Annotated in this window: 25 protein-coding genes; 11 read left to right on the top strand and 14 right to left on the bottom strand. The window is 70.1% G+C overall.

The window, feature by feature from the left end; translation table 11 throughout:
• Positions 1-40: 40 nt before the first annotated feature.
• Both MKD51_RS09460 and MKD51_RS09455 read right to left on the bottom strand, forming a co-directional pair.
• A complete protein-coding gene (locus MKD51_RS09460; RefSeq protein WP_240240056.1) occupies positions 41-1,651 on the bottom strand; it encodes an ABC-F family ATP-binding cassette domain-containing protein in 1,611 nt (536 codons plus the stop codon).
• Between the two features lie 93 nt (positions 1,652-1,744).
• On the bottom strand, positions 1,745-2,500 hold the full coding sequence (locus MKD51_RS09455; RefSeq protein WP_240240055.1) for an isocitrate lyase/phosphoenolpyruvate mutase family protein: 756 nt from the start codon (positions 2,498-2,500) through the stop codon (positions 1,745-1,747).
• A 75-nt stretch (positions 2,501-2,575) separates the two neighbouring features.
• On the opposite strand from MKD51_RS09455, the gene MKD51_RS09450 reads away from it, so the two are divergent.
• Together MKD51_RS09450 and MKD51_RS09445 are read left to right on the top strand one after the other, a co-directional pair.
• Positions 2,576-3,196, top strand: a complete 621-nt coding sequence (locus tag MKD51_RS09450; RefSeq protein ID WP_240240054.1) for a biotin transporter BioY — start codon at positions 2,576-2,578, stop codon at positions 3,194-3,196.
• A 78-nt stretch (positions 3,197-3,274) separates the two neighbouring features.
• The gene (locus tag MKD51_RS09445; protein ID WP_240240053.1) at positions 3,275-5,071 is read left to right on the top strand and encodes a DEAD/DEAH box helicase; all 1,797 of its coding nucleotides are present in this window, start codon (positions 3,275-3,277) and stop codon (positions 5,069-5,071) included.
• A 7-nt stretch (positions 5,072-5,078) separates the two neighbouring features.
• Here the strand turns inward: MKD51_RS09445 and pnuC are convergent, their stop codons facing one another.
• From pnuC to sufB, 6 genes are all read right to left on the bottom strand, one after another.
• Entirely contained in the window at positions 5,079-5,780 is a 702-nt protein-coding gene (gene pnuC, locus MKD51_RS09440; protein WP_240240052.1) for a nicotinamide riboside transporter PnuC, read from the bottom strand.
• A gap of 3 nt (positions 5,781-5,783) precedes the next feature.
• Positions 5,784-6,116 (bottom strand): metal-sulfur cluster assembly factor, encoded by a 333-nt coding sequence (locus tag MKD51_RS09435; RefSeq protein ID WP_240240051.1) that lies wholly within the window; start codon positions 6,114-6,116, stop codon positions 5,784-5,786.
• Positions 6,116-6,874, bottom strand: coding sequence for a Fe-S cluster assembly ATPase SufC (sufC, locus tag MKD51_RS09430; RefSeq protein WP_240240050.1), 759 nt, complete (start codon positions 6,872-6,874; stop codon positions 6,116-6,118). Before sufC ends, MKD51_RS09435 begins: the two co-directional genes overlap by 1 nt.
• Before the next feature lie 67 nt (positions 6,875-6,941).
• Positions 6,942-7,265, bottom strand: coding sequence for a non-heme iron oxygenase ferredoxin subunit (locus MKD51_RS09425; RefSeq protein WP_240240049.1), 324 nt, complete (start codon positions 7,263-7,265; stop codon positions 6,942-6,944).
• Positions 7,262-8,479, bottom strand: coding sequence for a Fe-S cluster assembly protein SufD (sufD, locus tag MKD51_RS09420; protein ID WP_240240048.1), 1,218 nt, complete (start codon positions 8,477-8,479; stop codon positions 7,262-7,264). The genes MKD51_RS09425 and sufD overlap by 4 nt, the downstream gene beginning before the upstream one ends.
• Position 8,480: 1 nt before the next feature.
• On the bottom strand, positions 8,481-9,899 hold the full coding sequence (gene sufB, locus MKD51_RS09415; protein WP_240240047.1) for a Fe-S cluster assembly protein SufB: 1,419 nt from the start codon (positions 9,897-9,899) through the stop codon (positions 8,481-8,483).
• Positions 9,900-10,088: 189 nt separating this feature from the next.
• Between sufB and MKD51_RS09410 the strand changes: the two genes are divergently transcribed.
• Genes MKD51_RS09410 through MKD51_RS09400 form a run of 3 tightly spaced genes read left to right on the top strand, consistent with a single transcriptional unit; the run spans position 10,089 to position 12,596 of the window.
• On the top strand, positions 10,089-11,036 hold the full coding sequence (locus MKD51_RS09410) for a COX15/CtaA family protein (protein WP_240240046.1): 948 nt from the start codon (positions 10,089-10,091) through the stop codon (positions 11,034-11,036).
• 16 nt (positions 11,037-11,052) lie between these two features.
• Positions 11,053-12,087, top strand: a complete 1,035-nt coding sequence (locus MKD51_RS09405) for a Ppx/GppA phosphatase family protein (protein ID WP_240240045.1) — start codon at positions 11,053-11,055, stop codon at positions 12,085-12,087.
• 2 nt (positions 12,088-12,089) lie between these two features.
• Positions 12,090-12,596 (top strand): GNAT family N-acetyltransferase, encoded by a 507-nt coding sequence (locus tag MKD51_RS09400; protein ID WP_240240044.1) that lies wholly within the window; start codon positions 12,090-12,092, stop codon positions 12,594-12,596.
• A gap of 56 nt (positions 12,597-12,652) precedes the next feature.
• Here MKD51_RS09400 and MKD51_RS09395 read toward each other — a convergent pair whose 3' ends face one another.
• The gene (locus MKD51_RS09395; RefSeq protein ID WP_240240043.1) at positions 12,653-13,597 is read right to left on the bottom strand and encodes a heme o synthase; all 945 of its coding nucleotides are present in this window, start codon (positions 13,595-13,597) and stop codon (positions 12,653-12,655) included.
• A gap of 189 nt (positions 13,598-13,786) precedes the next feature.
• On the opposite strand from MKD51_RS09395, the gene tkt reads away from it, so the two are divergent.
• The 6 genes from tkt to pgl are packed head-to-tail and all read left to right on the top strand — an operon-like array spanning position 13,787 to position 21,857.
• Positions 13,787-15,901: a transketolase gene (gene tkt, locus MKD51_RS09390; RefSeq protein WP_240240042.1), complete on the top strand. Its 2,115-nt coding sequence runs from the start codon at positions 13,787-13,789 to the stop codon at positions 15,899-15,901.
• Positions 15,902-15,921: 20 nt separating this feature from the next.
• Positions 15,922-17,037 carry a transaldolase gene (gene tal, locus MKD51_RS09385; RefSeq protein WP_240240041.1) on the top strand — a complete coding sequence of 372 codons (1,116 nt, stop codon included), beginning with the start codon at positions 15,922-15,924 and terminating at the stop codon, positions 17,035-17,037.
• Entirely contained in the window at positions 17,034-18,629 is a 1,596-nt protein-coding gene (locus tag MKD51_RS09380; RefSeq protein WP_240240040.1) for a glucose-6-phosphate isomerase, read from the top strand. Before tal ends, MKD51_RS09380 begins: the two co-directional genes overlap by 4 nt.
• Positions 18,626-20,209 carry a glucose-6-phosphate dehydrogenase gene (gene zwf / locus MKD51_RS09375; RefSeq protein WP_240240039.1) on the top strand — a complete coding sequence of 528 codons (1,584 nt, stop codon included), beginning with the start codon at positions 18,626-18,628 and terminating at the stop codon, positions 20,207-20,209. Before MKD51_RS09380 ends, zwf begins: the two co-directional genes overlap by 4 nt.
• A complete protein-coding gene (locus tag MKD51_RS09370) occupies positions 20,206-21,144 on the top strand; it encodes a glucose-6-phosphate dehydrogenase assembly protein OpcA (protein WP_240240038.1) in 939 nt (312 codons plus the stop codon). Before zwf ends, MKD51_RS09370 begins: the two co-directional genes overlap by 4 nt.
• On the top strand, positions 21,141-21,857 hold the full coding sequence (gene pgl, locus MKD51_RS09365) for a 6-phosphogluconolactonase (RefSeq protein WP_240240037.1): 717 nt from the start codon (positions 21,141-21,143) through the stop codon (positions 21,855-21,857). Before MKD51_RS09370 ends, pgl begins: the two co-directional genes overlap by 4 nt.
• 60 nt (positions 21,858-21,917) lie before the next feature.
• Here pgl and MKD51_RS09360 read toward each other — a convergent pair whose 3' ends face one another.
• From MKD51_RS09360 to gap, 5 genes are all read right to left on the bottom strand, one after another.
• Complete coding sequence (locus tag MKD51_RS09360; protein ID WP_240240036.1) at positions 21,918-22,274, bottom strand: RNA polymerase-binding protein RbpA; 357 nt, start codon at positions 22,272-22,274, stop codon at positions 21,918-21,920.
• Complete coding sequence (secG, locus tag MKD51_RS09355; RefSeq protein ID WP_240240035.1) at positions 22,274-22,525, bottom strand: preprotein translocase subunit SecG; 252 nt, start codon at positions 22,523-22,525, stop codon at positions 22,274-22,276. The genes MKD51_RS09360 and secG overlap by 1 nt, the downstream gene beginning before the upstream one ends.
• Before the next feature lie 128 nt (positions 22,526-22,653).
• Complete coding sequence (gene tpiA, locus MKD51_RS09350) at positions 22,654-23,454, bottom strand: triose-phosphate isomerase (RefSeq protein ID WP_240240034.1); 801 nt, start codon at positions 23,452-23,454, stop codon at positions 22,654-22,656.
• A complete protein-coding gene (locus tag MKD51_RS09345) occupies positions 23,439-24,659 on the bottom strand; it encodes a phosphoglycerate kinase (RefSeq protein ID WP_240240033.1) in 1,221 nt (406 codons plus the stop codon). Before MKD51_RS09345 ends, tpiA begins: the two co-directional genes overlap by 16 nt.
• A 5-nt stretch (positions 24,660-24,664) precedes the next feature.
• On the bottom strand, positions 24,665-25,672 hold the full coding sequence (gene gap, locus MKD51_RS09340; RefSeq protein WP_240240032.1) for a type I glyceraldehyde-3-phosphate dehydrogenase: 1,008 nt from the start codon (positions 25,670-25,672) through the stop codon (positions 24,665-24,667).
• Positions 25,673-25,736 lie beyond the last annotated feature (64 nt).

Raw genomic sequence — 25,736 nt, 5'->3', positions numbered from 1 at the left:
GCTGCCGGGCGCACGGCTCGGTGCGCACGCGGTTCTGAGGCTAGGCCAGGCCGATCAGGTCGAGGTAGTCGGGGTTCCAGAGATCCTCGGTGCCATCCGGCATGATCAGCACGCGCTCGGGGTCGAGCGCCTCGACGGCGCCCTCATCGTGGCTGACGAGGATGACCGCGCCCTCGTAGGCGCCCAGCGCCCCGAGGATCTCCTCGCGGCTGGCCGGGTCGAGGTTGTTCGTCGGCTCGTCGAGCAGCAGCAGGTTGGCGCTCGAGACCACGAGCATCGCGAGCGAGAGCCTGGTCTTCTCCCCGCCGGAGAGCACGCGCGCGGGCTTGTCGGCGTCGTCGCCCGTGAACAGGAACGAGCCCAGCACTCGGCGGGCCTCTGTCGAGGTGATGTCGGGTGAGGCCGTGACCATGTTCTGCAGCACCGAGCGCTCGATGTCGAGCGTCTCGTGCTCCTGCGCGTAGTAGCCGACCCGCAGCCCGTGGCCGCGATCGATCTCGCCCGTGTCGCTCTCGGAGACGCCGGCGAGGATGCGCAGCAGCGTCGTCTTGCCCGCGCCGTTGAGACCGAGGATGACGACGCGCGAGCCGCGGTCGACGGCCAGGTCGACGGCCGTGAAGATCTCGAGCGAGCCGTAGGACTTCGAGAGGTCGCGGGCCATGATCGGCGTCTTTCCGACCGGCGCGGGCTTCGGAAAGCGCAGCTTGGCCACCCGGTCGACCGCGCGCTCGTCCTCGAGCCCCGACCGCATCCGCTCTGCGCGCTTCGCCATCTGCTTCGAGGCGACGGCCTTCGTGGCCTTCGCGCCCATCTTCGCCGCCTGCAGCTCGAGCTGGCTCGCCTGCTTCTCGACGTTCGCGCGCTCGCGCTTGCGGCGCTCTGCGTCGGCCTCGCGCTGGCGCAGGTAGAGCTTCCACGACATGTTGTAGATGTCGATGACCTGGCGGTTGGCGTCGAGGTAGAAGACCCGGTTCACCGTCTCTTCGACGAGCTGGACGTCGTGGCTGATGACGAGCAGGCCGCCCTGATAGCCCTTGAGGAACTCGCGCAGCCACACGACCGAGTCGGCGTCGAGGTGGTTCGTGGGCTCGTCGAGCAGCATGGTGTCCGCACCGGAGAAGAGGATGCGAGCGAGCTCGATGCGGCGGCGCTGGCCACCCGAGAGCGTCTCGAGCGGCTGGTCGAGGATGCGGTCGGGCAGCTGCAGGTTGGACGCGATGGCCGCGGCCTCAGCCTCTGCCGCGTAGCCGCCGAGCGCCAGGAAGCGATCCTCGAGATTGCCGTAGCGACGCATGGCCGCGTCGGCGACCGCGCCGGCCTCGCCCATCTGCTCGGTCGCGACGCGCATGCCCTCGACGAGCTCGCCGATGCCGCGCGCATCGAGGATGCGGCGGCGGGCCGTCTGCTGCGGGTCGCCGGAGCGCGGGTCCTGCGGCAGGTAGCCGATCTCGCCGCTGCGGTCGATCGAGCCGGCGAAGGTGTGGCCGTCGCGGTCGTCGCTGATGCCCGCGAGCACCTTGGTCATGGTGGTCTTGCCCGCACCGTTGCGACCGACGAGGCCGATCTTGTCGCCCGCCGAGATGCGGAACGACACATCGCTCATCAGGGTGCGAGGACCGATGGAGAGGTCGAAGCCGGACACTGCGATCATGCGCGCGGGAGCCTCTCTCGACACAGGTGGTGGGGGGTTCGGCCCGCGTTGTGCGAGCCAGCCGTCCAGCCTACCAGCGCGCTGCGGCGGGGGTCACCGCCACGGCCGCACCAGCTCACCGATCGTCTCGGTGAGCGCCTTCTGCAGCAGCGGGCCATAGGTGACGCGGCGCGCACCGCTGGCCTTGGTGGCGGCGAGATCGCCGACCACGGAGCCCTTGATCGGGTGGGCGGTGACGTTCACGGGCAGCGTCACGCGCTCGAGGATCGCGGCGAGCGCCTCCGGGCCAGACGGCTTCACGGGGTAGAGCGAGCGCGCGCCCGCCTGCTCGGCGAGCTCCATCCGCAGGATCGCCTGCTCGAGCGGGTCGGCACCGTGCAGCTCGGGGCGCGCGAAGGCGTCCGTGCGGGCATTGATGACGACGTCGACGCCCGCGGCATCGGCTGCGGCGCGCATGCCGGCGATGTAGTCGGCGTGCTCCTGCGGCTCGCGGATGCGGCCCTCGCTGTGCACGGTGTCCTCGATGTTGAGACCGACGGCACCGGCCGCGAGCAGCCGCTCGATGAGCTCGGCGGGCGGCGTGTCGTAGCCCGACTCGAGGTCGGCGCTCACCGGCACCTCGACGGCGGCCGTGATGCGCGCGACGCCATCGAGCGCGTCGTCGAGCGTCATGCCCTCGCCGTCCTGCTGACCGCGGGAGTCGGCGAGCGGGTGGCTGCCGATCGAGATCGCGCCGAAGCCGGCCTCGACGACGGCGTGCGCCGACCACGCGTCCCAGACGGTCGGGAGCACGACGAAGTCGTCGTGCATGCGGAGGAGTGCGGTGGCCTTGGTGGAGAGATCGCTCATGCTCTCAGGCTAGGTGGCGGGCAGGTCGACGGCTAGATGCTCCGCTCATGCATCGCGCGGTCATAGGCTGTCGGCATGACTGCTGCCGCTGTGCCCCTCACTCGCCGCACTGTGCTCGCCGACGTGCTCGTCGGCCAGCGGACTCTGGTGAAGGATCTGCTCCTCGTCGTCGCCGGCATCACGGTCGTCGCGGCGCTCGCCCAGGTCGAGATCCCGATGTGGCCCGTGCCCATCACGGGCCAGACGCTCGGCGTCATGCTCGTGGGCGCGACCCTCGGCTTCCGCCGCGGCGTTGCGGCACTCACCAGCTACATGGCGCTGGGGCTGGCCGGCGTGCCCATCTTCGCGGGCTTCACCGGCAGCATCGCCGCCATCGGCAAGCCCAGCTTCGGCTTCATCATCGGCTTCATCGCGACCGCCGCCGTGGTCGGCTGGCTCGCCGAGCGCCGCTGGGACCGTCGCCCCGTGCTCGCGATCGCGCTCTTCGGCCTCGCCAGCCTCATCCCCTTCGCCTTCGGCATCCCCTACATGGCGGTGGTGCTCGCCGCGCTCGGCACGCCGGTCGACCTCGCCGGTGCCGTGGCTGCCGGCTTCCTGCCGTTCATCGTCGGCGGCATCGTGAAGTGGGCCATCGCCGCAGCCGCGCTGCCGCTCGCCTGGAAGGGCGTGCGCGCGCTCGACCGCAGCGCCGACTGACGGCGGCGCCGGCTGCGGTTCCGGCTCCGCCCGGCCCGCCGCACCACGCCGGGTGTCACAGCGCGTACCGTTGCAGTCATGACCGACGCGCAGCAAACCCATGGCTCCGACTCTGATCCCGAGCGGACGACCTTCGCGAGCCTCGGCCTACCGCCGGGCATCATGCGCGCGCTCGACGACGTCGGCTACGAGACGCCCTCTGCGATCCAGGCCGAGACCATCCCGCTGCTGCTGGCCGGGCGTGACCTCATCGGCCTCGCGCAGACCGGCACGGGCAAGACCGCAGCGTTCGCGCTCCCGGTGCTCGCAGCCGTCGACGTATCGCGACGCTCCCCGCAGGCTCTGGTCCTGACCCCGACGCGCGAGCTGGCCGTGCAGGTGTGCGAGGCCTTCGAGCGCTATGCCGCGCACCTCGGCGGCGTGAGCGTGCTGCCGATCTACGGCGGCCAGGCCTATGGCGTGCAGCTGTCGGCGCTCCGCCGCGGCGTCCACGTCGTCGTCGGCACGCCGGGCCGCATCATGGATCACCTCGCCAAGGGCACGCTCGACCTCTCCGGCCTCACGCACGTCGTGCTCGACGAGGCCGACGAGATGCTGCGCATGGGCTTCGCCGAGGACGTCGACCAGATCCTGGAGTCGACGCCCGCCGAGAAGCAGGTGGCGCTCTTCTCCGCGACGATGCCGCGGCAGATCCGCGCGATCTCGCAGAAGCATCTCCGCGAGCCCGCAGAGATCACGGTGCGCACGGGCGGGTCGAGCTCGCCGAGCATCACTCAGCGCGCGCTGATGGTCTCGTACCCGCAGAAGCTCGAGGCGCTCACACGAGTGCTCGAGGTCGAGCCGTTCGAGGCCGCGATCGTGTTCACGCGCACCCGCAACGAGACCGAGACGGTCGCCGAACGCCTGCGGGCTCGCGGCTATGCCGCCGCCGCGATCTCGGGCGACGTGGCACAGCCGCAGCGCGAGAAGACGATCGAGCAGCTGCGCAACGGGGAGCTCGACGTGCTCGTGGCGACCGATGTCGCGGCGCGCGGGCTCGACGTCGAGCGCATCAGCCACGTCATCAACTACGACCTGCCGATCGACACGGAGTCGTACACGCACCGCATCGGCCGCACCGGTCGAGCGGGCCGCACGGGCGACGCGATCAGCTTCGTGACGGCGCGGGAGCGCCGGATGCTCACCTCGATCGAGAAGGCGACGCGCGGCACCGTCGCCGTCATGCCGATGCCGAGCGCCGATCAGGTGAACTCCACGCGGCTGACGCGGTTCGACGACGCGATCACCGCCGCGCTCACCCAGACCGAGCGCATCGAGCGCTTCCGCGAGATCGTCGCGCACTACGTCGCGCACCACGACGTGCCGCAGGACGACGTCGCGGCAGCGCTCGCGGTCGTCGCGCAGGGCGAGACTCCCCTGCTGCTGGATGAGAAGGCCGATCGTGCGCTGCAGACGTCGCGTGCGGACCGTGGCGACCGCGCGGAGCGCCCGACGCGGGCCGGCGGCAGCGAGTCCGGTGATCGCCGCTCCCGACGTGGCCCCTCCGACGCGACGACCTACCGACTCAACGTCGGCAGCCGCCGCGGCGTCGAGCCCCGGCAGATCGTCGGTGCGCTCGCGAACGAGGGTGGCCTCGGCCGCGACGACTTCGGCAGGATCCAGATCAACTTCGACTTCACGCTGGTCGAGCTCCCCCAGCTCGATCGATCGCAGCTGGAGAAGCTCTCGAGGACCCGGATCATGGGCGTGCCGATCGACATCCGCGCCGACACGGGCCGTGCGGAGCGCTCCAGGAGCGAGCGCAGCGGGCGCAGCGACCGGCGCGAGCAGGACGATCGGCCGGCACGCAAGCCGCGCCGCGACTCGGAGCGCTGAGCGCGGCTCAGCGCTCCGCGGGCCCGATCCGCGGGTCGGGCAGCAGCGTCTCGATCGCGGGCTTCTTGCGGGCGCGCGCCCAGACGATGAAGCCGATGAGCGTGAAGACGCCGTAGAAGGCGTACATGATCGCCGTCGCCCAGTAGCCGGCGCTCAGCAGCAGCGGCACGCCCACGAGATCGACGACGATCCAGACGAGCCAGAACTCCGTCCAGCCCTTCGCCATCCCGTAGGTCGCCAGCAGCGACCCCACGAACGTCCACGCATCCGCCCAGACCGGCTCGTACGAGCCGAGCGCGGCGAACAGCGGCGTGAGCGCGACCGTGCCGACCAGCAGCACGACCACCAGCCCGGTGCGCTGCCGCCAGCTCGCCCAGCGCGGCACGATCCTGCCCTCGGCACCGCGTGCCTGCCGCCAGCGCACCCAGCCGAAGACGGCGACCGCGATGAACATCACCTGGCGCCCGGCTTGGCCCAGCAGCGCAGGCAGCTCGTGCGAGGGATCGAAGAGCGCACCGAGGAAGACGGTGAGCAGCAGCAGATTGCCGACGATGCCGACGGGCCACGCCCAGATGCGCCGCAGCATGCCTCCGAGCGCGCTGGCGAGGCCGAACAGGTTGCCGACCACCTCGCGGACCAGCAGCTGCTGGCCCTCGCCGACCGGGATCGTCGCGGTGTAGAGGGTGTGGAGCCAGTCGAGGGGATCCATCAGCTAGATGGTGAAGCCCAACGCCCTCATCATGTCGCGGCCGTCCTCGGTGATGCGGTCCGGGCCCCACGGCGGCATCCACACCCAGTTGATGCGGAACTGCTCCACGACGCCGTCGAGGTTCTCTGCGATCTCGGTCTCGATCACATCCGTCAGCGGGCAGCCAGCGGAGGTGAGCGTCATGGAGATCACGAGCGCGTCCTGATCGTCATCCCACGCCAGGTCGTAGACGAGCCCGAGGTCGACGATGTTGACATCGAGCTCAGGGTCGACGACGTCCTTGAGCGCTTCGGTGACTTGGTCGAACTTCGCTGCTTCGACTTCGATCAGAGCCATCAGACACCTGCCTTCAGGTAGCGATCGTAGCCCTCCTCCTCGAGCCGGTCGGCGAGCTCGCGGCCGCCCTGCTCTGCGACGCGGCCGTTGACGAACACGTGCACGTGGTCGGGCTGGATGTAGCGCAGGATGCGCGTGTAGTGCGTGATGAGCAGCACGCCGAGGCCGGTCTCGGCCTTGACGCGGTTCACGCCCTCGGAGACGATGCGCAGCGCGTCGACGTCGAGGCCGGAGTCGGTCTCGTCGAGCACGGCGAAGCGCGGGCGCAGCAGCTCGAGCTGGAGGATCTCGTGGCGCTTCTTCTCGCCACCGGAGAAGCCCTCGTTGACGTTGCGCTCGCCGAACGAGGAGTCCATGCGCAGCTTCTCCATGGCACCCCGCACGTCGCCGATCCACTGGCGCACGCGCGGGGCCTCGCCCGAGATCGCAGTCTTGGCGGTGCGGAGGAAGTTCGACACGGTCACGCCGGGGATCTCCACCGGGTACTGCATCGCGAGGAACAGGCCAGCACGGGCGCGCTGGTCGACGCTCATCGCCAGCACGTCCTCGCCGTCGAGCGTGATCGAGCCGCCGTCGACGATGTAGCGGGGGTGCCCGGCGATCGTGTACGCGAGGGTCGACTTGCCGGAGCCGTTCGGGCCCATGACGGCGTGGATCTCGTCGGAGTTGATGGTCAGGTCGACACCCTTGAGGATGTCCTTCTTGCCCTGCTCGGTCTCGATCGAGACCTGCAGGTCCTTGATTTCCAGGACGCTCATCGCGCTTCCTTCCTTCGCGGCCTCGGCCGCGTCACAGAGCCAGCTCGCTCTGGGTCGTCTTGTCGCTCTAGGTCAGTGGGTTCTGCACGTCGACGAGCACGTCGTCGCCGTCGATGGTCACGGGGAACACGGGCACCGGCTCGTAGGCCGGCAGGTTCAACGGCGTGCCGGTCGTGAGTGAGAACTGCGAGCCGTGCGCCCAGCACTCGATCGCATCACCCTCGACGAAGCCCTCCGCGAGGGAGATCTCGCCGTGGGTGCAGGTGTCGCCGATGGCGTGGATGTCGCCGGCGGAGTCCTTCACGATCGCGACGGCGATCCCGTCGAGCTCCACCTTCACGGCAGCGCTGACAGCGACGTCGTCCACACCGCAGGCACGCTGTGCGGTCATGCCCCCGCCTTCGTGGCCGGTGCCATGCCTGCGCCGCGGCGCAGCTCCTCGTCGATCGCCTCTTCGAGCCGCGCCTCGATCTCGGCGACGCCGATCTTCTGCACGATCTCCATCAGGAAGCCGATCACCACGAGACGACGGGCCTCCTCCTCCTCGATGCCTCGCGACTCGAGGTAGAAGAGCTGCTCGTCGTCGAAGCGTCCGGTGGCGGATGCGTGACCTGCGCCGGCGATGTCGCCGGTCTTGATCTCGAGGTTCGGGATGCTGTCGGCACGGGCGCCGTCCGTGAGCACCAGGTTCTGGTTCTTCTCGTAGCTGTCGGTGCCGGTCGCGTCGGCGCCGATCAGGACGTCGCCGATCCAGACGGATCGTGCGCCGGTGCCCTGCAGGGCGCCCTTGTAGAGCACGTCGCCGCGAGTCTCGACTCCCTCGTGGAAGAGGAAGACCTGGCTCTCGATGTGCTGGCCGGCGTCTGCGAAGGAGAGCCCGAAGAGCTCGCCCTCCGCGCGGTGGCCGGCGAGGCGCACCGAGGGGTTGACACGCACGACGCCGCCTCCGAACGAGACCACCATGTGCTTGAGGTAGGCGCCCTCGCCGACGACCGCCTGGTGCGCGGAGGCGTGCACGGTGTCGTCATCCCAGTCCTGCACCGAGACGAGCGTGAGACGCGCACCGTCGCGGACGATGATCTCGAGGTTCTGCGCGTACTGCGCCGAGCCGGAGTGGTGCAGCACGATGGTGCCCACCGAGCCCGGCATCGCCTCGATCACGATGTGGCCGTTCGCGTGACGATCGGCACCCTGACCGACGAGCCGCGCGATGACCGGCGCGTCCTGCACCGCGCCCTCCGGCAGGCGGATGTGCAGAGCATTCGGGCTCCGCTTCCAGGCGATCGCGCTCACGACATCCTCCGGCCGGAAGATCTCTCCGCGCGGCGCTGTGTCGACCCCGGTCGACTCGACCAGCAGTCCGCGCTCGACGAGCTCGTCCACGCCGTAGTCGATGCCGAGCGACGATCCGGTCTCGGTCTCCTCGTCGACGAACAGCGGCGCGAGGCGCTTCCTGTCCGACAGCTTCCAGTTGACCTCGCGGCCGGTGGGGGTGCCGAAGTCGGTCGGGTCGAACGACGTCGGTCGCTCGGAGCGGGTCTGGATGGGCACGAAGCGCTCTGCCGTCGCCAGGTGGGGGGCGGTGGGCGTGTCAGTCGCAGTCATATCAGCCGACGGATCCTTCCATGCTCATCTCGATGAGCTTGTTGAGCTCGAGCGCGTACTCCATCGGCAGCTCGCGGGCGATCGGCTCGATGAACCCGCGCACGATCATGGCCATGGCCTCGGTCTCCTCGAGACCGCGCGACATCAGGTAGAACAGCTGCTCCGCGCTGACCTTCGACACCGTCGCCTCGTGACCGAGCACCACGTCATCGACACGGATGTCGATGGAGGGGTAGGTGTCGGATCGCGACTGCGTGTCGACCAGCAGCGCGTCGCAGACGACGCTGTTGGCCGAGTGGTGCGCGTTCGCATCCACCCGCACCTCGCCGCGGTAGCCGGCGCGGCCACCACCTCGGGCGATCGACTTCGAGACGATCGACGACGTCGTGTACGGCGCCATGTGGATCATCTTCGCGCCGGCGTCCTGGTGCTGACCGGGGCCGGCGAAGGCCACCGAGAGCGTCTCGCCCTTCGCGCGCTCGCCGACCAGGTAGATCGACGGGTACTTCATGGTGACCTTGGAGCCGATGTTGCCGTCGATCCACTCCATCGTCGCGCCCTCTTCTGCGATGGCGCGCTTGGTGACGAGGTTGTAGACGTTGTTCGACCAGTTCTGGATGGTCGTGTAGCGCACGCGGGCGTTCTTCTTCACGACGATCTCGACGACCGCGGAGTGCAGCGAGTCAGACGAGTAGATCGGGGCGGTGCAGCCCTCGATGTAGTGCACGTACGAGCCCTCGTCCGCGATGATGAGCGTGCGCTCGAACTGGCCCATGTTCTCGGTGTTGATGCGGAAGTAGGCCTGCAGCGGGATCTCCACGTGGACGCCCTTGGGCACGTACACGAAGGAGCCACCGGACCACACGGCAGTGTTCAGCGCAGCGAACTTGTTGTCGCCGGACGGGATGATGGTGCCGAAGTACTCCTCGAAGAACTCCGGGTGCTCCTTGAGCGCCGTGTCGGTGTCCATGAAGATGACGCCCTGCTCCTCCAGATCCTTCTGGATCGAGTGGAACACCACCTCCGACTCGTACTGCGCGGCGACGCCGGAGACGAGCCGCTTCTTCTCAGCCTCCGGGATGCCGAGGCGGTCGTAGGTGTTTCGGATGTCCTCAGGCAGGTCTTCCCAGGTCTGCGCCTGGCGCTCGGTGGAGCGCACGAAGTACTTGATGTTGTCGAAGTCGATGCCGGAGATGTCGGCACCCCACGTCGGCATCGGCTTGCGCTCGAACAGCTGCAGCCCCTTGAGGCGGCGCTCGAGCATCCAGTCGCTCTCGGACTTCAGTGCGGAGATCTCACGCACCACCTGCTCGCTCAGGCCGCGCTTCGCGATTGCTCCGGCCTCGTCGGAGTCATGCCAGCCGAATTCGTACTGCCCCAGACTCTCGAGCTCGGGCCGGTCGATCAAGACATCAGACATCGCTCCCCCTTCTTACGCTTCACATCTACAACCCGGCGGTGCTCCGTGGCATTCCGCGCGGCTCCCGGACCGCCGCGGTCGGGCCATAATGAAGGGCCTTCGCACATGCCTCGCCGCTTCTTGCGGCACGGGGGTTCGGAGCCGATGGGCTCCCCATGATCCTATCGCGAACGGCAGGAGAGGTGCATCTTGCTCACGCGCTCACGCAGCCTGGGTGTCGCGGCCTGGACGTCCCTGGTGGCGCAGATCGTCATCGTCGGCACCGGCGGCGCCGTCCGACTCACGGGATCCGGGCTCGGCTGCTCGGAATGGCCCAACTGCACACCCGAGTCGTTCACGCCCGTGCCAGAGCAGGGCATCCACGGCATCATCGAGTTCTCCAACCGCGTGTGGGGCGGCATCGTGGTTTTGCTCGCCGTCGTCCTGCTCGTCATGGCGCTGCGCAAGCGCGCCGGCAGGACCATCGTGCTGCTCGCCTCGCTGGTGGTGGGGCTCACGATCGCGCAGGCGCTCATCGGTGCCGTCGTGGTCTGGATGCATCTGCGGCCCGACACCGTCGGCATCCATTTCTTCCTCTCGGTGATCCTGGTGGCGATCTCTGCGGTGCTCACCTGGAAGGTCGTCGTCGGTCCGGCAGGACCCCGCACTGCGCCCAGGTCGCAGTCGCTGGTCGTGCACGCCATGACGCTCGTGCTCGCCATCGTGATCGCCGTCGGCGTGCTCACGACCGGATCGGGCCCGCACGCGGGCGATGGTGGCGCGGCCCGCAACGGCCTCGACCCGGCGATCATGCAGCACGTGCACGCGTGGCCGGGCTACGCGCTGCTCGCGCTCGTGCTCGCCGTCGTCGCGCTCGCGGCGAAGCGCGGTCCGAGCGCGCACCTGCGGTGGACGCTCGCGCTGCTCGGCGTGATCCTGGTGCAGATCCTGGTCGGCATCATCCAGTCGAACACCGGCCTGCCCATCCTGCTGGTCGGCATCCACATGGTGATCTCGGTCGTGACGACCGCGATCGGGGCCGCCGTGGTGCTGTCGCTGCGGCCCGCGGCGGTCGGGTCGAGGGATGCGCAGACGACGGATGGGGTCGGCCGCGCAGGCGGTGCACGGCAGGTCTCGGAGGCGCACGCCGAGGCCTGATGGCAGGATCGGGCGCATGACGAGCTCCATCGCCCGACCGCAGCACGACGGCACCGCTGCACCCGAGACGGGTGCACCGAGCACCGCCCGGCCGGAGGACGGCGCGCTGGGCGCCGTCCAGCACGGGACCCGACTCGGCGTGCTCGACATCGGCTCGAACACCGTGCACCTGCTCATCGTCGACGTGCGGCTCGGCGGTCGTCCCGTGCCGCAGCGGTCGCACAAGCTGACGCTCCGGCTGATGCGCTACCTCGGCGAGGACGGCGCGATCGATGACGAGGGCGTCGCGGCGCTGCTCTCGGCGATCAGCGAGTGCGCGGAGATCGCGCGCGGCGAGCACCTCGACGACTTCGTCGTCATGGCGACGAGCGCGCTGCGCGAGGCGAGCAACGGCGAGCAGGTGATCGCGCGCATCGAGCGCGAGGCGAAGGTGTCGCTCGACATCCTCTCCGGGCCCGACGAGGCGAGGCTGACCTTCCTGGCCGTGCGCCGCTGGTTCGGCTGGTCTGCAGGGCGGATCCTGCTGCTCGACATCGGCGGTGGCTCGCTCGAGATCGCGATCGGACAGGACGAGGAGCCCGACGTCGCGCTCTCGGTGCCGCTGGGCGCCGGCCGCTCGACCGTGGGCTTCTTCCACGCCGATCCCCCGACGCCGCAGGATCAGCGCGCACTGCGGCTCTACGCCAAGGGCGTGCTCGATGACGCGGTCGCGCAGGTGAAGCCCTTCGGGCACGCCGACCACGTGATCGGCTCGTCGAAGACCATCCGCTCCCTTGCCCGACTGGCCGGAAACCTCATGCCGGGCGTCGGCGACGCCGATCGCGCCGTGCTCACGCGCAAGCAGCTCGACGACTGGGTGCCGAGGCTCGCGAAGATGGACGCCGCCTCGCGTGCCGCGCTGCCGGGCATCACGCCGGATCGCACCTTCCAGATCGTGGCAGGCGGCATCGTGCTGTCGGAGACCATGCGCGCGTTCGGCGTGAAGCAGCTCGACGTGAGCCCCTGGGCGCTGCGCGAGGGCAGGCTGCTGCAGATGCTCGACCGGGTCTAGCGATGATCGCCACGCTCGAGCTGCCGTGCGCGCTGCCCGTCGCCGGCTATCGGCTGCGCCGCGCGACGGCGGACGACCTCGCGTCGCTGATCGCGCTGCTCGCGGACGACCCGATCGCCGCAGCCAGGGGCGACACCGATGACGCGACTGCTGTCGACGACTACCGGGCGGCCCTCGCCGAGGCTGTCGCCGAGCCGTCGAACGAGATCGTGGTGGCGGTCGACGGGCACGATGCGGTGGTGGCGACCCTGCAGCTGACGCGCATCCCCGGACTGGCTCGGCGCGGCACGACGCGCCTGCTCATCGAGGCCGTGCGCGTCGGTGCCGCCCACCGGTCTGCGGGCCTCGGCAGAGCGATGATGCGGTGGGCGATGGGCGCTGCCGCCCGGGCCACAGGCTGCTCCCTCGTGCAGCTCACGTCGGACCAGCAGCGCGTCGACGCGCATCGCTTCTACGAGCGACTCGGCTTCGTCGGCTCGCACCGCGGCTTCAAGTACGAGGTGCGCTGAGCGCCCTTCGACACGCTCTGCGGACTTCGGCGATGAAGCGGCTCAGGGAGCAATTGCTAGAAGGGCAGCAGCGGGTCGACGCCGACCGCGAGGAAGACCAGCGTCAGGTAGGTGTTCGAGGCGTGGAAGACACGCATCGGACGCAGCTCGGCCACACCCTGGATCGCACGGCTGTAGAGCCCGTGCGCCTCACCGACGAACCAGGCGCCCGCGATGATCGCGACGCCCGAGTAGAGCAGCCCCATGCCGCCGACCGGGATCAGCAGCAGCGTGCAGGCGAGCGAGGCCCACGCGTAGAGGATCACCTGGATGCCGACCATGTGCTTGCCGCGCACGACGCCCAGCATCGGCACGTGGGCGGCCTCGTAGTCGTTGCGGTACTTCATCGACAGCGGCCAGTAGTGCGCCGGGGTCCAGAGGAAGACGAGCGTGAAGAGGATCCACGCGGGCCAGTCGAGCGTGCCCGTCACGCCGGCCCAGCCGATCACGACCGGGAAGCATCCGGCGATGCCGCCCCAGACGATGTTCTGCTCGGTGCGGCGCTTCAGCAGCATCGTGTAGATCAGCACGTAGAAGGCGATCGCCGCCACCGACAGCGCCGCAGCGAGCCAGGTGGCGAAGAGGGCGAGCACGACCGTGGAGACGACCGCGAGCGTCCAGGCGAACACGCGCGCCTCGGTGACCGAGAGCGTGCCGGTCACGAGCGGGCGCTGCTGCGTGCGGTGCATCACGCGATCGATGTCTCGATCGAGGATCATGTTGAACGCGTTCGCGCTGCCGGCGCTCAGGAAGCCGCCGATGAGCGTCGCCGTCAGCGCCCCCAGCGGGGGCACACCGCCAGCCGCGAGGAACATCGTCGGCAGCGCCGTCACGAGCAGCAGCTCGATGACGCGCGGCTTGGTCAGCGCGACGTAGGCCTTCGCCTTGATCGCGATCCGCGACTCCTGCTGCCGCCCTCCGTCCACAGGCGTGGTGACGCCGGGCGAAGTCGCGTTGGACATGCAGCGGGATCCGTTCAGGAGAGGTCGACATGGCTCGAAGGCCAGCCTTCATCCTATCTGACGCGCGAGGTCATGATGCGGGAATCGGATCGGAGGCGGATGCGCTTGCTCACTATGCTGGACAGGTCGCAAAGTCCGCCCCGCCGCGGTCCTCCACTTCCGCGCGGGCCGCCCGATGAAGGAGCCTCCTTGGCATTCGAATGGACCCCCAACGACCAGCAGGCAGTCGACACCGCGCGCGTGCTCGCGGCCGACGCCGTGGAGAAGGTCGGCAACGGCCACCCGGGCACGGCGATGAGCCTCGCGCCCGTCGCGCACCTGCTGTTCCAGAAGGTCATGGACCGCGACCCGGCCGATGACACGTGGCTCGGCCGCGACCGGTTCATCCTCTCCGTCGGCCACTCCTCGCTGACGCAGTACATCCAGCTCTACCTGACCGGCTCAGGCCTCGAGAAGAGCGACATCTCCTCGCTCCGCACGTGGGGATCCCTCACGCCCGGCCACCCCGAGTACGGCCACACCAAGGGCGTCGAGATCACGACCGGCCCGCTCGGCCAGGGGCTCGCATCCGCTGTCGGCTTCGCCTACGCGCAGCGCTTCGAGCGCTCGCTGCTCGACCCCGACACGGCAGAGGGCGCGAGCCCGTTCGACCACTACACCTACGTGATCGCCGGCGACGGCGACCTGCAGGAGGGCGTCACGAGCGAGGCCGGGTCGCTCGCCGGCCACCAGCAGCTCGGTCGCCTGATCGCGATCTACGACTCCAACGCGATCTCGATCGAGGACGACGTCAACATCGCCTTCACCGAAGACGTCAAGGGCCGCTACGAGGCCTACGGCTGGCAGGTGCTCGAGGTCTCGTGGCGCCAGGGCGACGACCCCACCGCGAACGACTACGTCGAGGACGTCGACGCGCTGCACACCGCCATCGAGCAGGCGAAGGCCGAGACCGGCAAGCCGTCGCTCGTGATCCTGAAGACGATCATCGGATGGCCCGCCCCGAGCAAGCAGGGCACGGGCAAGATCCACGGCTCGAAGCTGGGCACGGACGAGGTCGCTGCCGTCAAGCAGGTGCTGGGCTTCGACCCCGAGCAGTCGTTCCAGGTCGACGACGCCGTGCTGTCCTACACGCGCGGCAACGCCGCCGAGCGCGCCCAGCAGGCGCGCCACGCCTGGCAGGGCCGCTTCGACGCCTGGGCCGCTGCGCAGCCCGAGCGCAAGGCGCTGCTCGACCGCCTGCTCACCGGCGCGCTGCCGGACGGCGTCGAGGATGCGCTGCCCGTGTTCGAGGCAGGCACCGAGGTCTCCACCCGTGCCGCATCGGGCAAGGTGCTCAACGCCCTCGCCGAGGTGCTCCCTGAGCTCTGGGGCGGCTCCGCCGACCTCGCCGAGTCGAACAACACCACGCTCGAGGGCAAGGGCTCGTTCGCACCGGCCGAGCACGGCACGACCGCGTGGCCCCACGCATCCGCAGCGGGCCGCACGCTGCACTTCGGCATCCGCGAGCACGCCATGGCGGCGATCCTCAACGGCATCGTGCTGCACGGCCCGACGCGCGTCTACGGCGGCACGTTCCTGATCTTCAGTGACTACCAGCGCCCCGCGCTGCGCCTGGCCGCGCTCATGGGCGTGCACCCGATCTTCGTCTGGACGCACGACTCGGTGGCGCTCGGCGAGGACGGCCCGACGCACCAGCCGGTCGAGCAGCTCGCCACGCTGCGCGCGATCCCCGGATTCGAGGTCGTGCGCCCCTCGGACGCCAACGAGACCGCGTGGGCGTGGAAGACCATCCTCGAGCGCCGCGACCGTCCGGTGGGCATCGCGCTGACGCGCCAGAACCTGCCGGTGCTCGAGCGCGGCGATGGCGAGGCATCCGGCGACACGCTGGCGGCCGCGTCGAACATCGCGAAGGGTGCCTACGTGCTCGCAGAGGCGGCCGGCGGCTCCCCCGACGTGCTGCTCATCGCGACCGGCTCCGAGGTCCAGCTCGCGCTCGCCGCACGCGAGCAGCTGCAGGCTGACGGCATCGCTGCGCGCGTCGTCGCTGCACCCTCGCTCGAGTGGTTCGCGGAGCAGCCGGAGGCGTACCGCGCCTCGGTGCTGCCCGCAGCCGTCAAGGCCCGCGTGTCGGTCGAGGCCGGCTCGGCGCTCAGCTGGCACGGCATCGTCGGCGACGCCGGCCGCACGGTCGCGATCGACCACTTCGGCGCCAGCGCCGACTACCAGACCCTGTTCCGCGAGTTCGGCTTCACGGCAGAGGCCGTGGTCGAGGCCGCTCGCGCATCCATCGAAGCGGCTCGCTGAGCGAGCCAGGAGGCAAGGATATGAACGAGAACACCACAGCCCTCAGCGCCGCCGGCGTCAGCATCTGGCTCGACGACCTCTCACGCGAGCGCCTCACCAGCGGCAGCCTCGCTGCGCTCATCACGGAGCGGAACGTCGTTGGCGTGACCACCAACCCGACGATCTTCGCGAATGCGATCGCCGCAGGCGAGTCCTACGAGGCGGCCGTGCGGGAGCTCGCCGGGAACGGCGCGACCGTCGACGAGGTCATCACCGCGCTGACCACCTCTGACGTGGCGGATGCCTGCGACATCTTCGCCGACGTCTACACGCAGTCGGGCGGCGTGGACGGCCGCGTCTCGATCGAGGTCGAGCCGGGCCTCGCCCGCGACACGGCAGGCACGATCGCGCAGGCCGCGGCGCTGCACGAGCGCGTCGCCCGCGAGAACGTGCTGATCAAGATCCCCGCGACGCAGGAGGGCCTCGAGGCGATCGCCACGACGACCGCAGCAGGCATCAGCGTCAACGTGACGCTGATCTTCTCGCTCGACCGCTACCGCGACGTCATCAACGCCTACCTCACGGGGCTCGAGCGCGCGCAGCAGGCCGGCATCGACCTGTCGAAGATCCACTCGGTCGCCTCGTTCTTCGTGTCGCGCGTCGACAGCGAGATCGACAAGCGACTCGATGCGATCGGCACCGAGGAGGCGACGGCGCTCAAGAGCAAGGCGGGCATCGCGAACGCCCGCCTCGCCTACCGCGTCTGGCAGGAGGCCTTCTCCACCGAGCGCGCGCAGACGCTGCTCGCTGCAGGCGCCAACACGCAGCGTCCGCTGTGGGCCTCGACCGGCGTCAAGGACCCCTCGCTGCCGGACACGCTCTACGTGACCGAGCTGGTCGCGCCGCAGACGGTCAACACGATGCCCGAGAAGACGCTCGAGGCGCTGGCCGACCACGGCCGCGTCACTGGCGACACGATCGCAAGCGGCTTCGACGACGCCGAGGGCGTGCTCGACGCGCTCGACAGCGTCGGCGTCTCGTACACGGATGTCGTCGCGCTGCTCGAGACCGAGGGGCTCGAGAAGTTCGACGCCTCGTGGGGGGAGCTCGTGCAGACGGTGCAGGACCACATCGACCACCCGGGAGCCGAGCGATGACGTTCACGATCACGGCCTCCGGCGCCGCAGCCGAGGCCATCGAGCGAGTCGTGCCGCAGCTCGTGGCCGACGGCGTCGCCGGTCGCCTCGTCTCCGGCGACGCGACCCTCTGGGGCGAGGCCGCTGAGGCCGAGGCAGCGATCCGGCTCGGCTGGATCGAGGCGGCAGCGGGCAGCCGCGGCCTCGTCGACGACATCGAGGCGCTGCGCAAGCAGCTCCGCGAGCAGGGCGTCGACCGCATCGCGCTCGCCGGCATGGGCGGCTCGTCGCTCGCACCGGAGGTCATCACCCGCACCGAGGGCGTCGACCTGACCGTGCTCGACTCGACCGAGCCTGGCCAGGTGCGCCGCGCGCTCCGCGACGGGATCGCCCGCACGGCGCTCGTGGTCTCGTCGAAGTCGGGCTCCACGCTCGAGACCGACAGCCAGCGCAGGGCCTTCGAGGCCGCGTACCGCGAGGTCGGGATCGATCCGGCAGACCGCATCATCGTGGTGACCGACCCGGGCTCGCCGCTCGACGCCGACGCCCGGCGCGCCGGCTACCGCGTGTTCAACGCCGACCCCAACGTCGGCGGCCGATACTCGGCGCTGACGGCCTTCGGCATCGTGCCCTCCGGCCTCGCCGGCGTCGACGTGCGCGAGCTCATCGATGAGGCGATCGCGGTGCTGCCGGAGATCAGCGAGGACGCGGACGACAACCCCGGCCTGCAGCTGGCCGCGGCCATCGCAGCCACCAAGCCGCTGCGCGACAAGACCGGCATCGTCACCGACGGCACGCACATCGTGGGCCTCGGCGAGTGGGCCGAGCAGCTCATCGCCGAGTCGACCGGCAAGGAGGGACTGGGCCTGCTCCCCGTCGTGCTCGAGAAGGACGCCCCCGAGCTCTCCGCCGGCCTGGCAGACCTGCAGGTCATCCGGCTCGTCGGCTCCGCGCGCGAGGCGCGCGAGGTCGCCGACGGCGAGGTGGAGGTCGCCGGCACGCTCGGCGCGCAGCTGCTCGTGTGGGAGTTCGCGGTCGCCGTCGCAGGACGCATCCTCGGCATCAACCCGTTCGACCAGCCCGACGTGGAGTCGGCGAAGATCGCGGCCCGCGGCCTGCTCGACGACCTCAAGCCCCCTGCGGCGCCCGTCGCCGTCGATGGCGGCATCGAGGTGCGCGGCACAGACGCCGTCGCGCTCGACACGGTCGACGCATCCATCGACGCCCTGCTCGCGCAGCTCGGCGACGGCGGCTACGTGGCGATCCACGCCTACCTCGACCGCTCCGGCCAGCCGCGCTTCGAGCGCCTGCGTCAGGCGTTCGCGGCGCGCACCGGCCGCCCCGTCACGTTCGGCTGGGGCCCGCGCTTCCTGCACTCCACCGGGCAGTTCCACAAGGGCGGCACGCCCGACGGCGTGTTCCTGCAGCTGCTCGGCACGCCGCACGAGGATCTCGACATCCCGGGTCGGCCGTTCACGTTCGGCCAGCTGATCCAGGCGCAGGCCGCCGGCGACGCGAGCGTGCTCGCCGAGCACGGACGCCCCGTGCTGACGCTCACGCTCGATGACCTGGACGAGGGCCTCGATCGGCTCCTCGCCGCTGCGGCGCGATGACGACAGAGACGGTCGGGGCGGAGGCCGAGGCGGCCGCCCCGACGGTTTCGATCGCCGCCGGCCACAACCCGCTGCGCGACGCGAGCGACCAGCGTCTGACGCGCATCCCGGGCCCGAACGCGATGACCTTCTTCGGCGTCACGGGTGACCTGGCGCGCAAGAAGCTGCTGCCCGCCGTGTACGACCTCGCCAACCGCGGCCTGCTGCCGCCGGGCTTCGGCCTGGTGGGCTTCGGCCGCCGCGACTGGAGCCACGAGCAGTTCGCGGGGGTGGTGCGCGAGGCCGTGCAGCAGCATGCGCGCACGTCGTTCCGCGAGTCGGTCTGGCGACAGCTCGCCGACGGCATCCGCTTCGTGCAGGGCGACTTCGATGACGACGCGGCCTTCGACCGGCTCGCGGAGGTGCTCGCAGAGCTCGACACCACGCGCGGCACGATGGGCAACCACGCCTTCTACCTCTCGATCCCGCCGAATGCCTTCCCGCTCGTGACGCAGCAGCTCAAGCGCTCGGGTCTTGCCGAGGGCGAGGGCGACCGCTGGCGCCGCGTCGTGATCGAGAAGCCGTTCGGGCACGACCTGACATCCGCGCGCGAGCTGAACGAGGTCGTCGAGTCGGTCTTCCCCGCCGACAGCGTCTTCCGCATCGACCACTACCTCGGCAAGGAGACGGTGCAGAACATCCTCGCGCTGCGCTTCGCGAACGAGCTGTGGGAGCCGATCTGGAACGCCAGTCACATCGACCACGTGCAGATCACGATGGCCGAGGACATCGGCGTGGGCGGCCGCGCCGGCTACTACGACGGCATCGGTGCGGCGCGCGACGTCATCCAGAACCACCTGCTGCAGCTGTTCGCGCTCACCGCGATGGAGGAGCCGGTGTCGTTCGACGCCGCCGATCTGCGCGCCGAGAAGGAGAAGGTGCTGCGCGCCGCGCGCGTGCCGCTCCCCCTCGAGGACTCCGCGGCCCGCGGGCAGTACGCCGGTGGCTGGCACGGCGGCGCGCAGGTGAAGGGCTTCCTGCAGGAGGACGGCATGCGTGCTGACTCTGCGACTGAGACCTACGCCGCGATCAAGCTCGAGGTCGACACGCGTCGGTGGTCGGGCGTGCCCTTCTACCTGCGCGCCGGCAAGCGGCTGGGGCGCAGGGTCACCGAGATCGCCATCGTCTTCAAGCGCGCCTCGCAGTATCTCTTCGAGGCATCCAATCTGCGCACGATGGGCGAGAACGCGCTCGTCATCCGCGTGCAGCCCGACGAGGGCGTGTCCATGCGCTTCGGCTCGAAGGTGCCGGGACCCGGCATGCACGTGCGCGACGTGACGATGGACTTCGGCTACGGCCACGCCTTCACCGAGGAGAGCCCCGAGGCCTACGAGCGCCTCATCCTCGACGTGCTGCTGGGCGACCCGCCGCTCTTCCCGCGGCACGAGGAGGTCGAGCTCTCCTGGAAGATCCTCGACCCGATCGAGGACCACTGGGATGCCGCAGGCGGCCCTGTGGAGCAGTACGAGCCGGGCTCGTGGGGCCCGCGAGGCGCGCACGAGCTGCTCGAGCGCGATGGCAGGCACTGGAGGCGACCGTGATCATCCGACTCTCCCGCACGAACACCGCAGAGGTGCAGCGACGGATGCTCGAGATCCGCGACGAGGGCGGCGTCGTCGCGCTCGGACGTGTCCTCACCCTCGTGATCCACACGCAGATCGGCGGTGAGGAGGAGGCGATCCGCGCCGCCAACCAGGCGTCGCGCGAGCATCCGATGCGCGTGATCGTCGTCTCCCGGAACCCCGACCACGTCAATGCCGGCGAGGAGCCACGCCTCGACGCCGAGCTGCGCGTGGGCGCAGACGCGGGAGCCAGCGAGGTCGTGCTGCTGCAGTGCTACGGCGAGCTCGGCTCGCACCTGCTCGGCATCGTGCAGGGCCTGCTGCTGCCCGACGCCCCGGTGGTCGCCTGGTGGCCGAGCTTCATGCCAGACACCCCGTCGGCGTCGCAGCTCGGCCAGATCTCGCAGCGTCGCATCACCGACTCTGGCAAGCAGGCAGACCCGCACCAGGCGATCCTCTCGCTCGCCGACTGCTATGCCCCCGGCGACACCGATCTGGCGTGGACCAGGCTCACGAACTGGCGCGCGCACATGGCTGCGCTGCTCGACCAGCCGCCCTACGAGCCGGTGCACTCCGGCGTCGTCGCGGGCGATCTCGACAATCCCAGCCTGCAGCTGATGGCCGCCTGGCTGCAGCTGCGGCTGCAGGTGCCGATCGAGAAGGTCGAGGCGAGCGACACCCCGACGGGCTCGAGCGGGCTGCACTCGGTCGAGATGCGGCGCGACAGCGGCTCCTCGTCGCTGACGCGCGTGCGCGACTCAGTCGGCGTGCTCGTGCAGCCCGGCCAGCCCGAGCACCATGTGGCGCTCTCGACCCGCGGCCTCGAGGATCAGCTGGCCGAGGAGCTGCGCAAGCTCGACGCCGACGACATGTACCGACAAGTGCTGCTCTCGATCGCGGGGGCGCCGCGATGAGCGCCGTCGTCACCGTCTCCCCCGATCGCGCTGCTCTCGTCGCCGAGACCGCCGACAGGCTCTCTGGCCTGCTGGTCGAGCTCATCGCCGAGCAGGGTCATGCGACGGTCGCGCTCACCGGCGGCTCCGTCGGCATCGAGCTGCTCGCGGCACTCGTCGGCCGCGAGATCGACTGGCAGCACGTGCACGTCACGTGGAGCGACGAGCGCTACGTGCCCGCCGACTCCCCTGACCGCAACGCGCTGCAGGCACGCGATGCCCTGCTCGACCGCGTGCCGATCCCGGCCGCGAACGTGCACGAGCTGCCCGCCGACGACGGCACTCCCCTCGAGGAGGCCGCCGCGGCTGGCACCGCGCTGCTGCGCGGGCTCGGCACGATCGATCTGACGCTGCTGGGCATGGGCCCGGATGCGCACATCGCGTCGCTCTTCCCTGGCCTGCCGGGCGTGCACGAGGCCGGGGTCGCCGTGATCGCGGTCACCGACTCCCCCAAGCCGCCGCCCGCACGGCTGAGCTTCACGGTCGGCGCGATCAACGCATCCGACCGCGTCTGGCTCGTGGTGGCCGGTGCCGACAAGGCGGACGCCGTCGCGCTCGTGCGCGGTGGGGCGGCTGCCGAGCTGGCGCCGGCGGGCACCGCTCGTGGCACGCGCGAGACGCTCATGCTGCTGGACGCCGAAGCGGCCGCCCTCCTGGAGGAGAGCGGCCGCTGAGCGGTTGTCGTCTCGATACGCGCCCGCAGCGCTACTCGACGACCGGTGGTGTGGTGCGGCTCAGCCGCGGCCCTCAGCCGAGCGGAGCTTCTGCAGCGCCTCGTCGAGCAGCTGCGTGGCCTCCTCGGGGGCGCGACGCTCCTTCACGTAGGCGAGGTGCGTCTTGTAGGGCTCGTTCTTCGCCACCGATGGCGGGTTCTCCTTGTCGCGGCCGGCCGGAAGACCGGTCGACGGCGAGTCGATGATCTCGGGGATCTCGTCCACGGGTAGGTCGGCCGCGAAGTAGCGGACCGTCTCGTTGCCCATGGCGTCCCAATAGGAGATCGCCACGCGCTCTGCGTGGAAGCCCCTGTCCTGCTCGCCCATGGGGCCCGCGCCGACGCGCGAGCCGCGGATCGCGCTGCCTCCGGATGCCATCAGAGGCTCGCAAACTTCGTGATGAGACCGAGGACGACGATCGATGCGAGCCAAGCGAGGCTCACGATGACCGTGAGGGCGTTGAGGTTGCGCTCAGCCACACCCGACGAGCCGATGGATCCGCCGCCCATGCCCCCGCCGAACATGTCGGACAGGCCGCCGCCTCGTCCCTTGTGCAGCAGGATGAACAGCGTCAGCAGCACCGAGGTGATGCCGAGGATCACCTGCATGATGATCTGGAGAATCTCCACTAGCCCTCTTCTCAATTCTTCGACCGAGGCCGATTCCACGAGCGCGCGCTGACGCGTGCCCGCGTGAAGTCCAACGAGCATCCTATCGCAGGGATTCCCGACTGTCGGGTGGAGTCCCCGCGAGCCGCTCAGGTGCCGACGTGGTGCTGGAACCTGGCGATGGCCGCGAACTCCGCCGCATCGAGGCTCGCGCCGCCCACGAGCGCACCGTCGACGTCGGGCTCGCGCATGAAGCCGGCGATGTTGCCCGACTTGACGCTGCCGCCGTAGAGGATGCGCGTGGCGGCAGCCGCCTCGTCGCCACGCACCTCGGCGATCGTCTGCCGCAGCGCCTGGCAGACCTGCTGCGCCTGTGCCGACGTTGCCGCCTGGCCGGAGCCGATGGCCCAGACCGGCTCGTACGCGACCACGATCTCGCCGCTGGCAGGCAGCTCGGCGAGCACGTCGCGCAGCTGCTGCACCGGCACCGCAGCGGCACCGTGCTGCTCGAGATCCTCGGCCGTCTCGCCCACGCAGATCACCGGCGTGACGCCGCGCGCGATGGCGGCTGCCGACTTCTTGCCGATCAGCGCATCCGTCTCACCGTGCTCCTGCCTGCGCTCGGAGTGCCCGACGATCACGTAGCTGCACTCGAGCTTGGCGAGCATCGCTGCAGAGACCTCGCCCGTGTGGGCGCCGGATTCGTGCTGCGAGACATCCTGCGCGCCGAAGCGCAGCTCGAACTTCTCGGCAGAGATGAGGGTCTGCACGCTGCGCAGGTCGGTGAACGGCGGGAACACCGCGACCTCGACTGCGCTGTGGTCGTGCTTGCCGTCCTGCAGCGCCCAGGCGGTCTTCTGCACGAGCGCGATCGCCTGCAGATGATCCTGATTGAGCTTCCAGTTGCCCGCGATGAGCGGTGTGCGGTCTGCCATCACTGTCCTTCCCATCCGAGTGCTTCCAAGCCCGGCAGGCGTGCGCCCTCGAGGAACTCGAGGCTCGCTCCCCCGCCGGTCGAGATGTGGCCGAACGCGTCGTCGGCGAAGCCGAGCTGACGGACGGCGGCGGCCGAGTCGCCGCCACCCACCACCGCGAGGCCCTGCACCTCGGAGAGCGCCTGCGCGACCGCCTTGGTGCCTGCGGCGAACGCCTCCATCTCGAACACGCCCATCGGGCCGTTCCAGAAGACGGTGGTGGCGCCACGGATCGCCTCGGCGAATGCCGCGGCCGAATCAGGGCCGATGTCGAGTCCGATGCCGGCCGTGCCGAAGCTGGACTCCTCGATGGCGTCGGCAGCGACGGTCTCGTGCTCGGCGTCGGCGTCGAAGGCGGCCGCGACCACGACGTCGGTGGGCAGCAACAGCTCGACGCCGAGCTCCTCCGCCTGCGCGATGTAGCCGCGCACGCGGTCGAGCTGATCCTCCTCCAGCAGGCTCGCGGCCACACCGAGGCCCTGCGCCTTGAGGAACGTGAAGAGCATGCCGCCGCCGATGAGCAGACGGTCGATGCGCGGCAGCAGGTGCTCGATCACGCCCAGCTTGTCGCTCACCTTGGAGCCGCCGAGCACGACGGCGTACGGCCGCTCGGGTGACTCGGTGAGTCGCGAGAGCACCTCGAGCTCGCGCTGCACCAGCAGCCCAGCACCGCTGGGCAGCGCTGCCGCGATCTCGAACACGCTCGCCTGCTCGCGGTGCACGACGCCGAAGCCGTCGGAGACGAAGGCATCGGCACCCTGCGCGAGCTCGGCGGCGAAGGCGGCGCGCTCCGCGGCGTCCTTGCTCGTCTCGCCAGGGTTGAAGCGCAGGTTCTCGAGCAGCGCGAGCTGCCCGTCCTGCAGCGCGGAGCGGACGCGCGCGGCATCCTCCCCGACGGTGTCGGTCGCGAACGCGACGTCTGCGCCGAGCAGCGCTGCCAGTCGCGCTGCGACCGGAGCGAGCGAGTACTGCGCCTCAGGCGCGCCCTTCGGGCGGCCGAGGTGCGACATCGCCACCACCTTCGCGCCCTGCTCGAGCAGGGCGCGAAGGGTGGGCAGCGAGGCGACGATCCGGCCCTCGTCGGTGATGACGCCGTCCTGCAGCGGCACGTTGAAGTCGCAGCGGATCAGGACGGTCTTCCCGGCGAGATCGCCGAGCGATGCGAGGGTGCGGATCGCCATCGGGATCAGAGCTTCGAGCCGACGTGCAGCGCGAGGTCGACCAGACGGCAGGAGTAGCCCCACTCGTTGTCGTACCAGGACGAGACCTTGACCTGGTCGCCGAGGACGCGGGTCAGGCCGGAGTCGAAGATCGACGAGTAGGGGTTGCCGACGATGTCGGAGGAGACGATCTCGTCCTCCGTGTACTGCAGGAAGCCCTTGAGGGGGCCCGACTCCGCTGCCGCCTTGTAGGCGGCGTTGATCTCGTCGACCGTCAGGCCGTCGCGGGTCTTGATCGTCAGGTCGGTGATCGAGCCCGTCGGCACCGGCACGCGCAGCGCGTAGCCGTCGAGCAGGCCGTTGAGCTCGGGGATGACCAGGCCGATCGCCTTCGCGGCGCCCGTCGAGGTGGGGATGACCGAGAGCGCTGCGGCGCGAGCGCGGCGCAGGTCGCTGTGCGGGCCGTCCTGCAGGTTCTGGTCGGCCGTGTAGGCGTGCACCGTCGTCATCAGGGCGCGCTCGATGCCGAACTGCTCGTGGAACACCTGCGCGAGCGGCGCGAGGCAGTTCGTGGTGCAGGAGGCGTTCGAGATGACGTGGTCGTTCTCGGGGTCGTACGACTCGTGGTTGACGCCCATCACGAACGTCGGAGCAGGCCCCTTGGCAGGCGCGGAGAGGATGACCTTCTTCGCGCCGGCGGTGAGGTGCGCGGAAGCCTGGTCGACGGCCGTGAAGCGGCCGGTCGACTCGATGACGATGTCGACGTCGAGGTCGGCCCACGGCAGGTTGGCCGGGTCCTTCTCCTCGAGCGAGCGGAACGTCTCGCCGCCCACCGTGATCGTGCCCTCGTCGAAGCTCACGGGAGCCTCGAGCGGACCGGAGACCGAGTCGTACTTCAGCAGGTGGGCGAGCGTCTTGTTGTCGGTGAGGTCGTTGACCGCGACCACGTCGATGTCAGCGCCCTGGGCAAGCGCTGCACGCACGAAGTTGCGGCCGATTCGACCGAAGCCGTTGACGGCTACCTTCAGAGTCATGGGATGTGTTTCCTGACTGTCGGGATGGAAAGGGCCCCGGGCGCTGCGCCCGGGGCCCCGGTCA

Origin of the sequence: Agrococcus sp. ARC_14, assembly GCF_022436485.1 — a bacterium.
In the GTDB taxonomy this organism is placed as follows: Bacteria; Actinomycetota; Actinomycetes; order Actinomycetales; family Microbacteriaceae; genus Agrococcus.
This window is presented reverse-complemented; position numbering and strand designations above follow the sequence as displayed.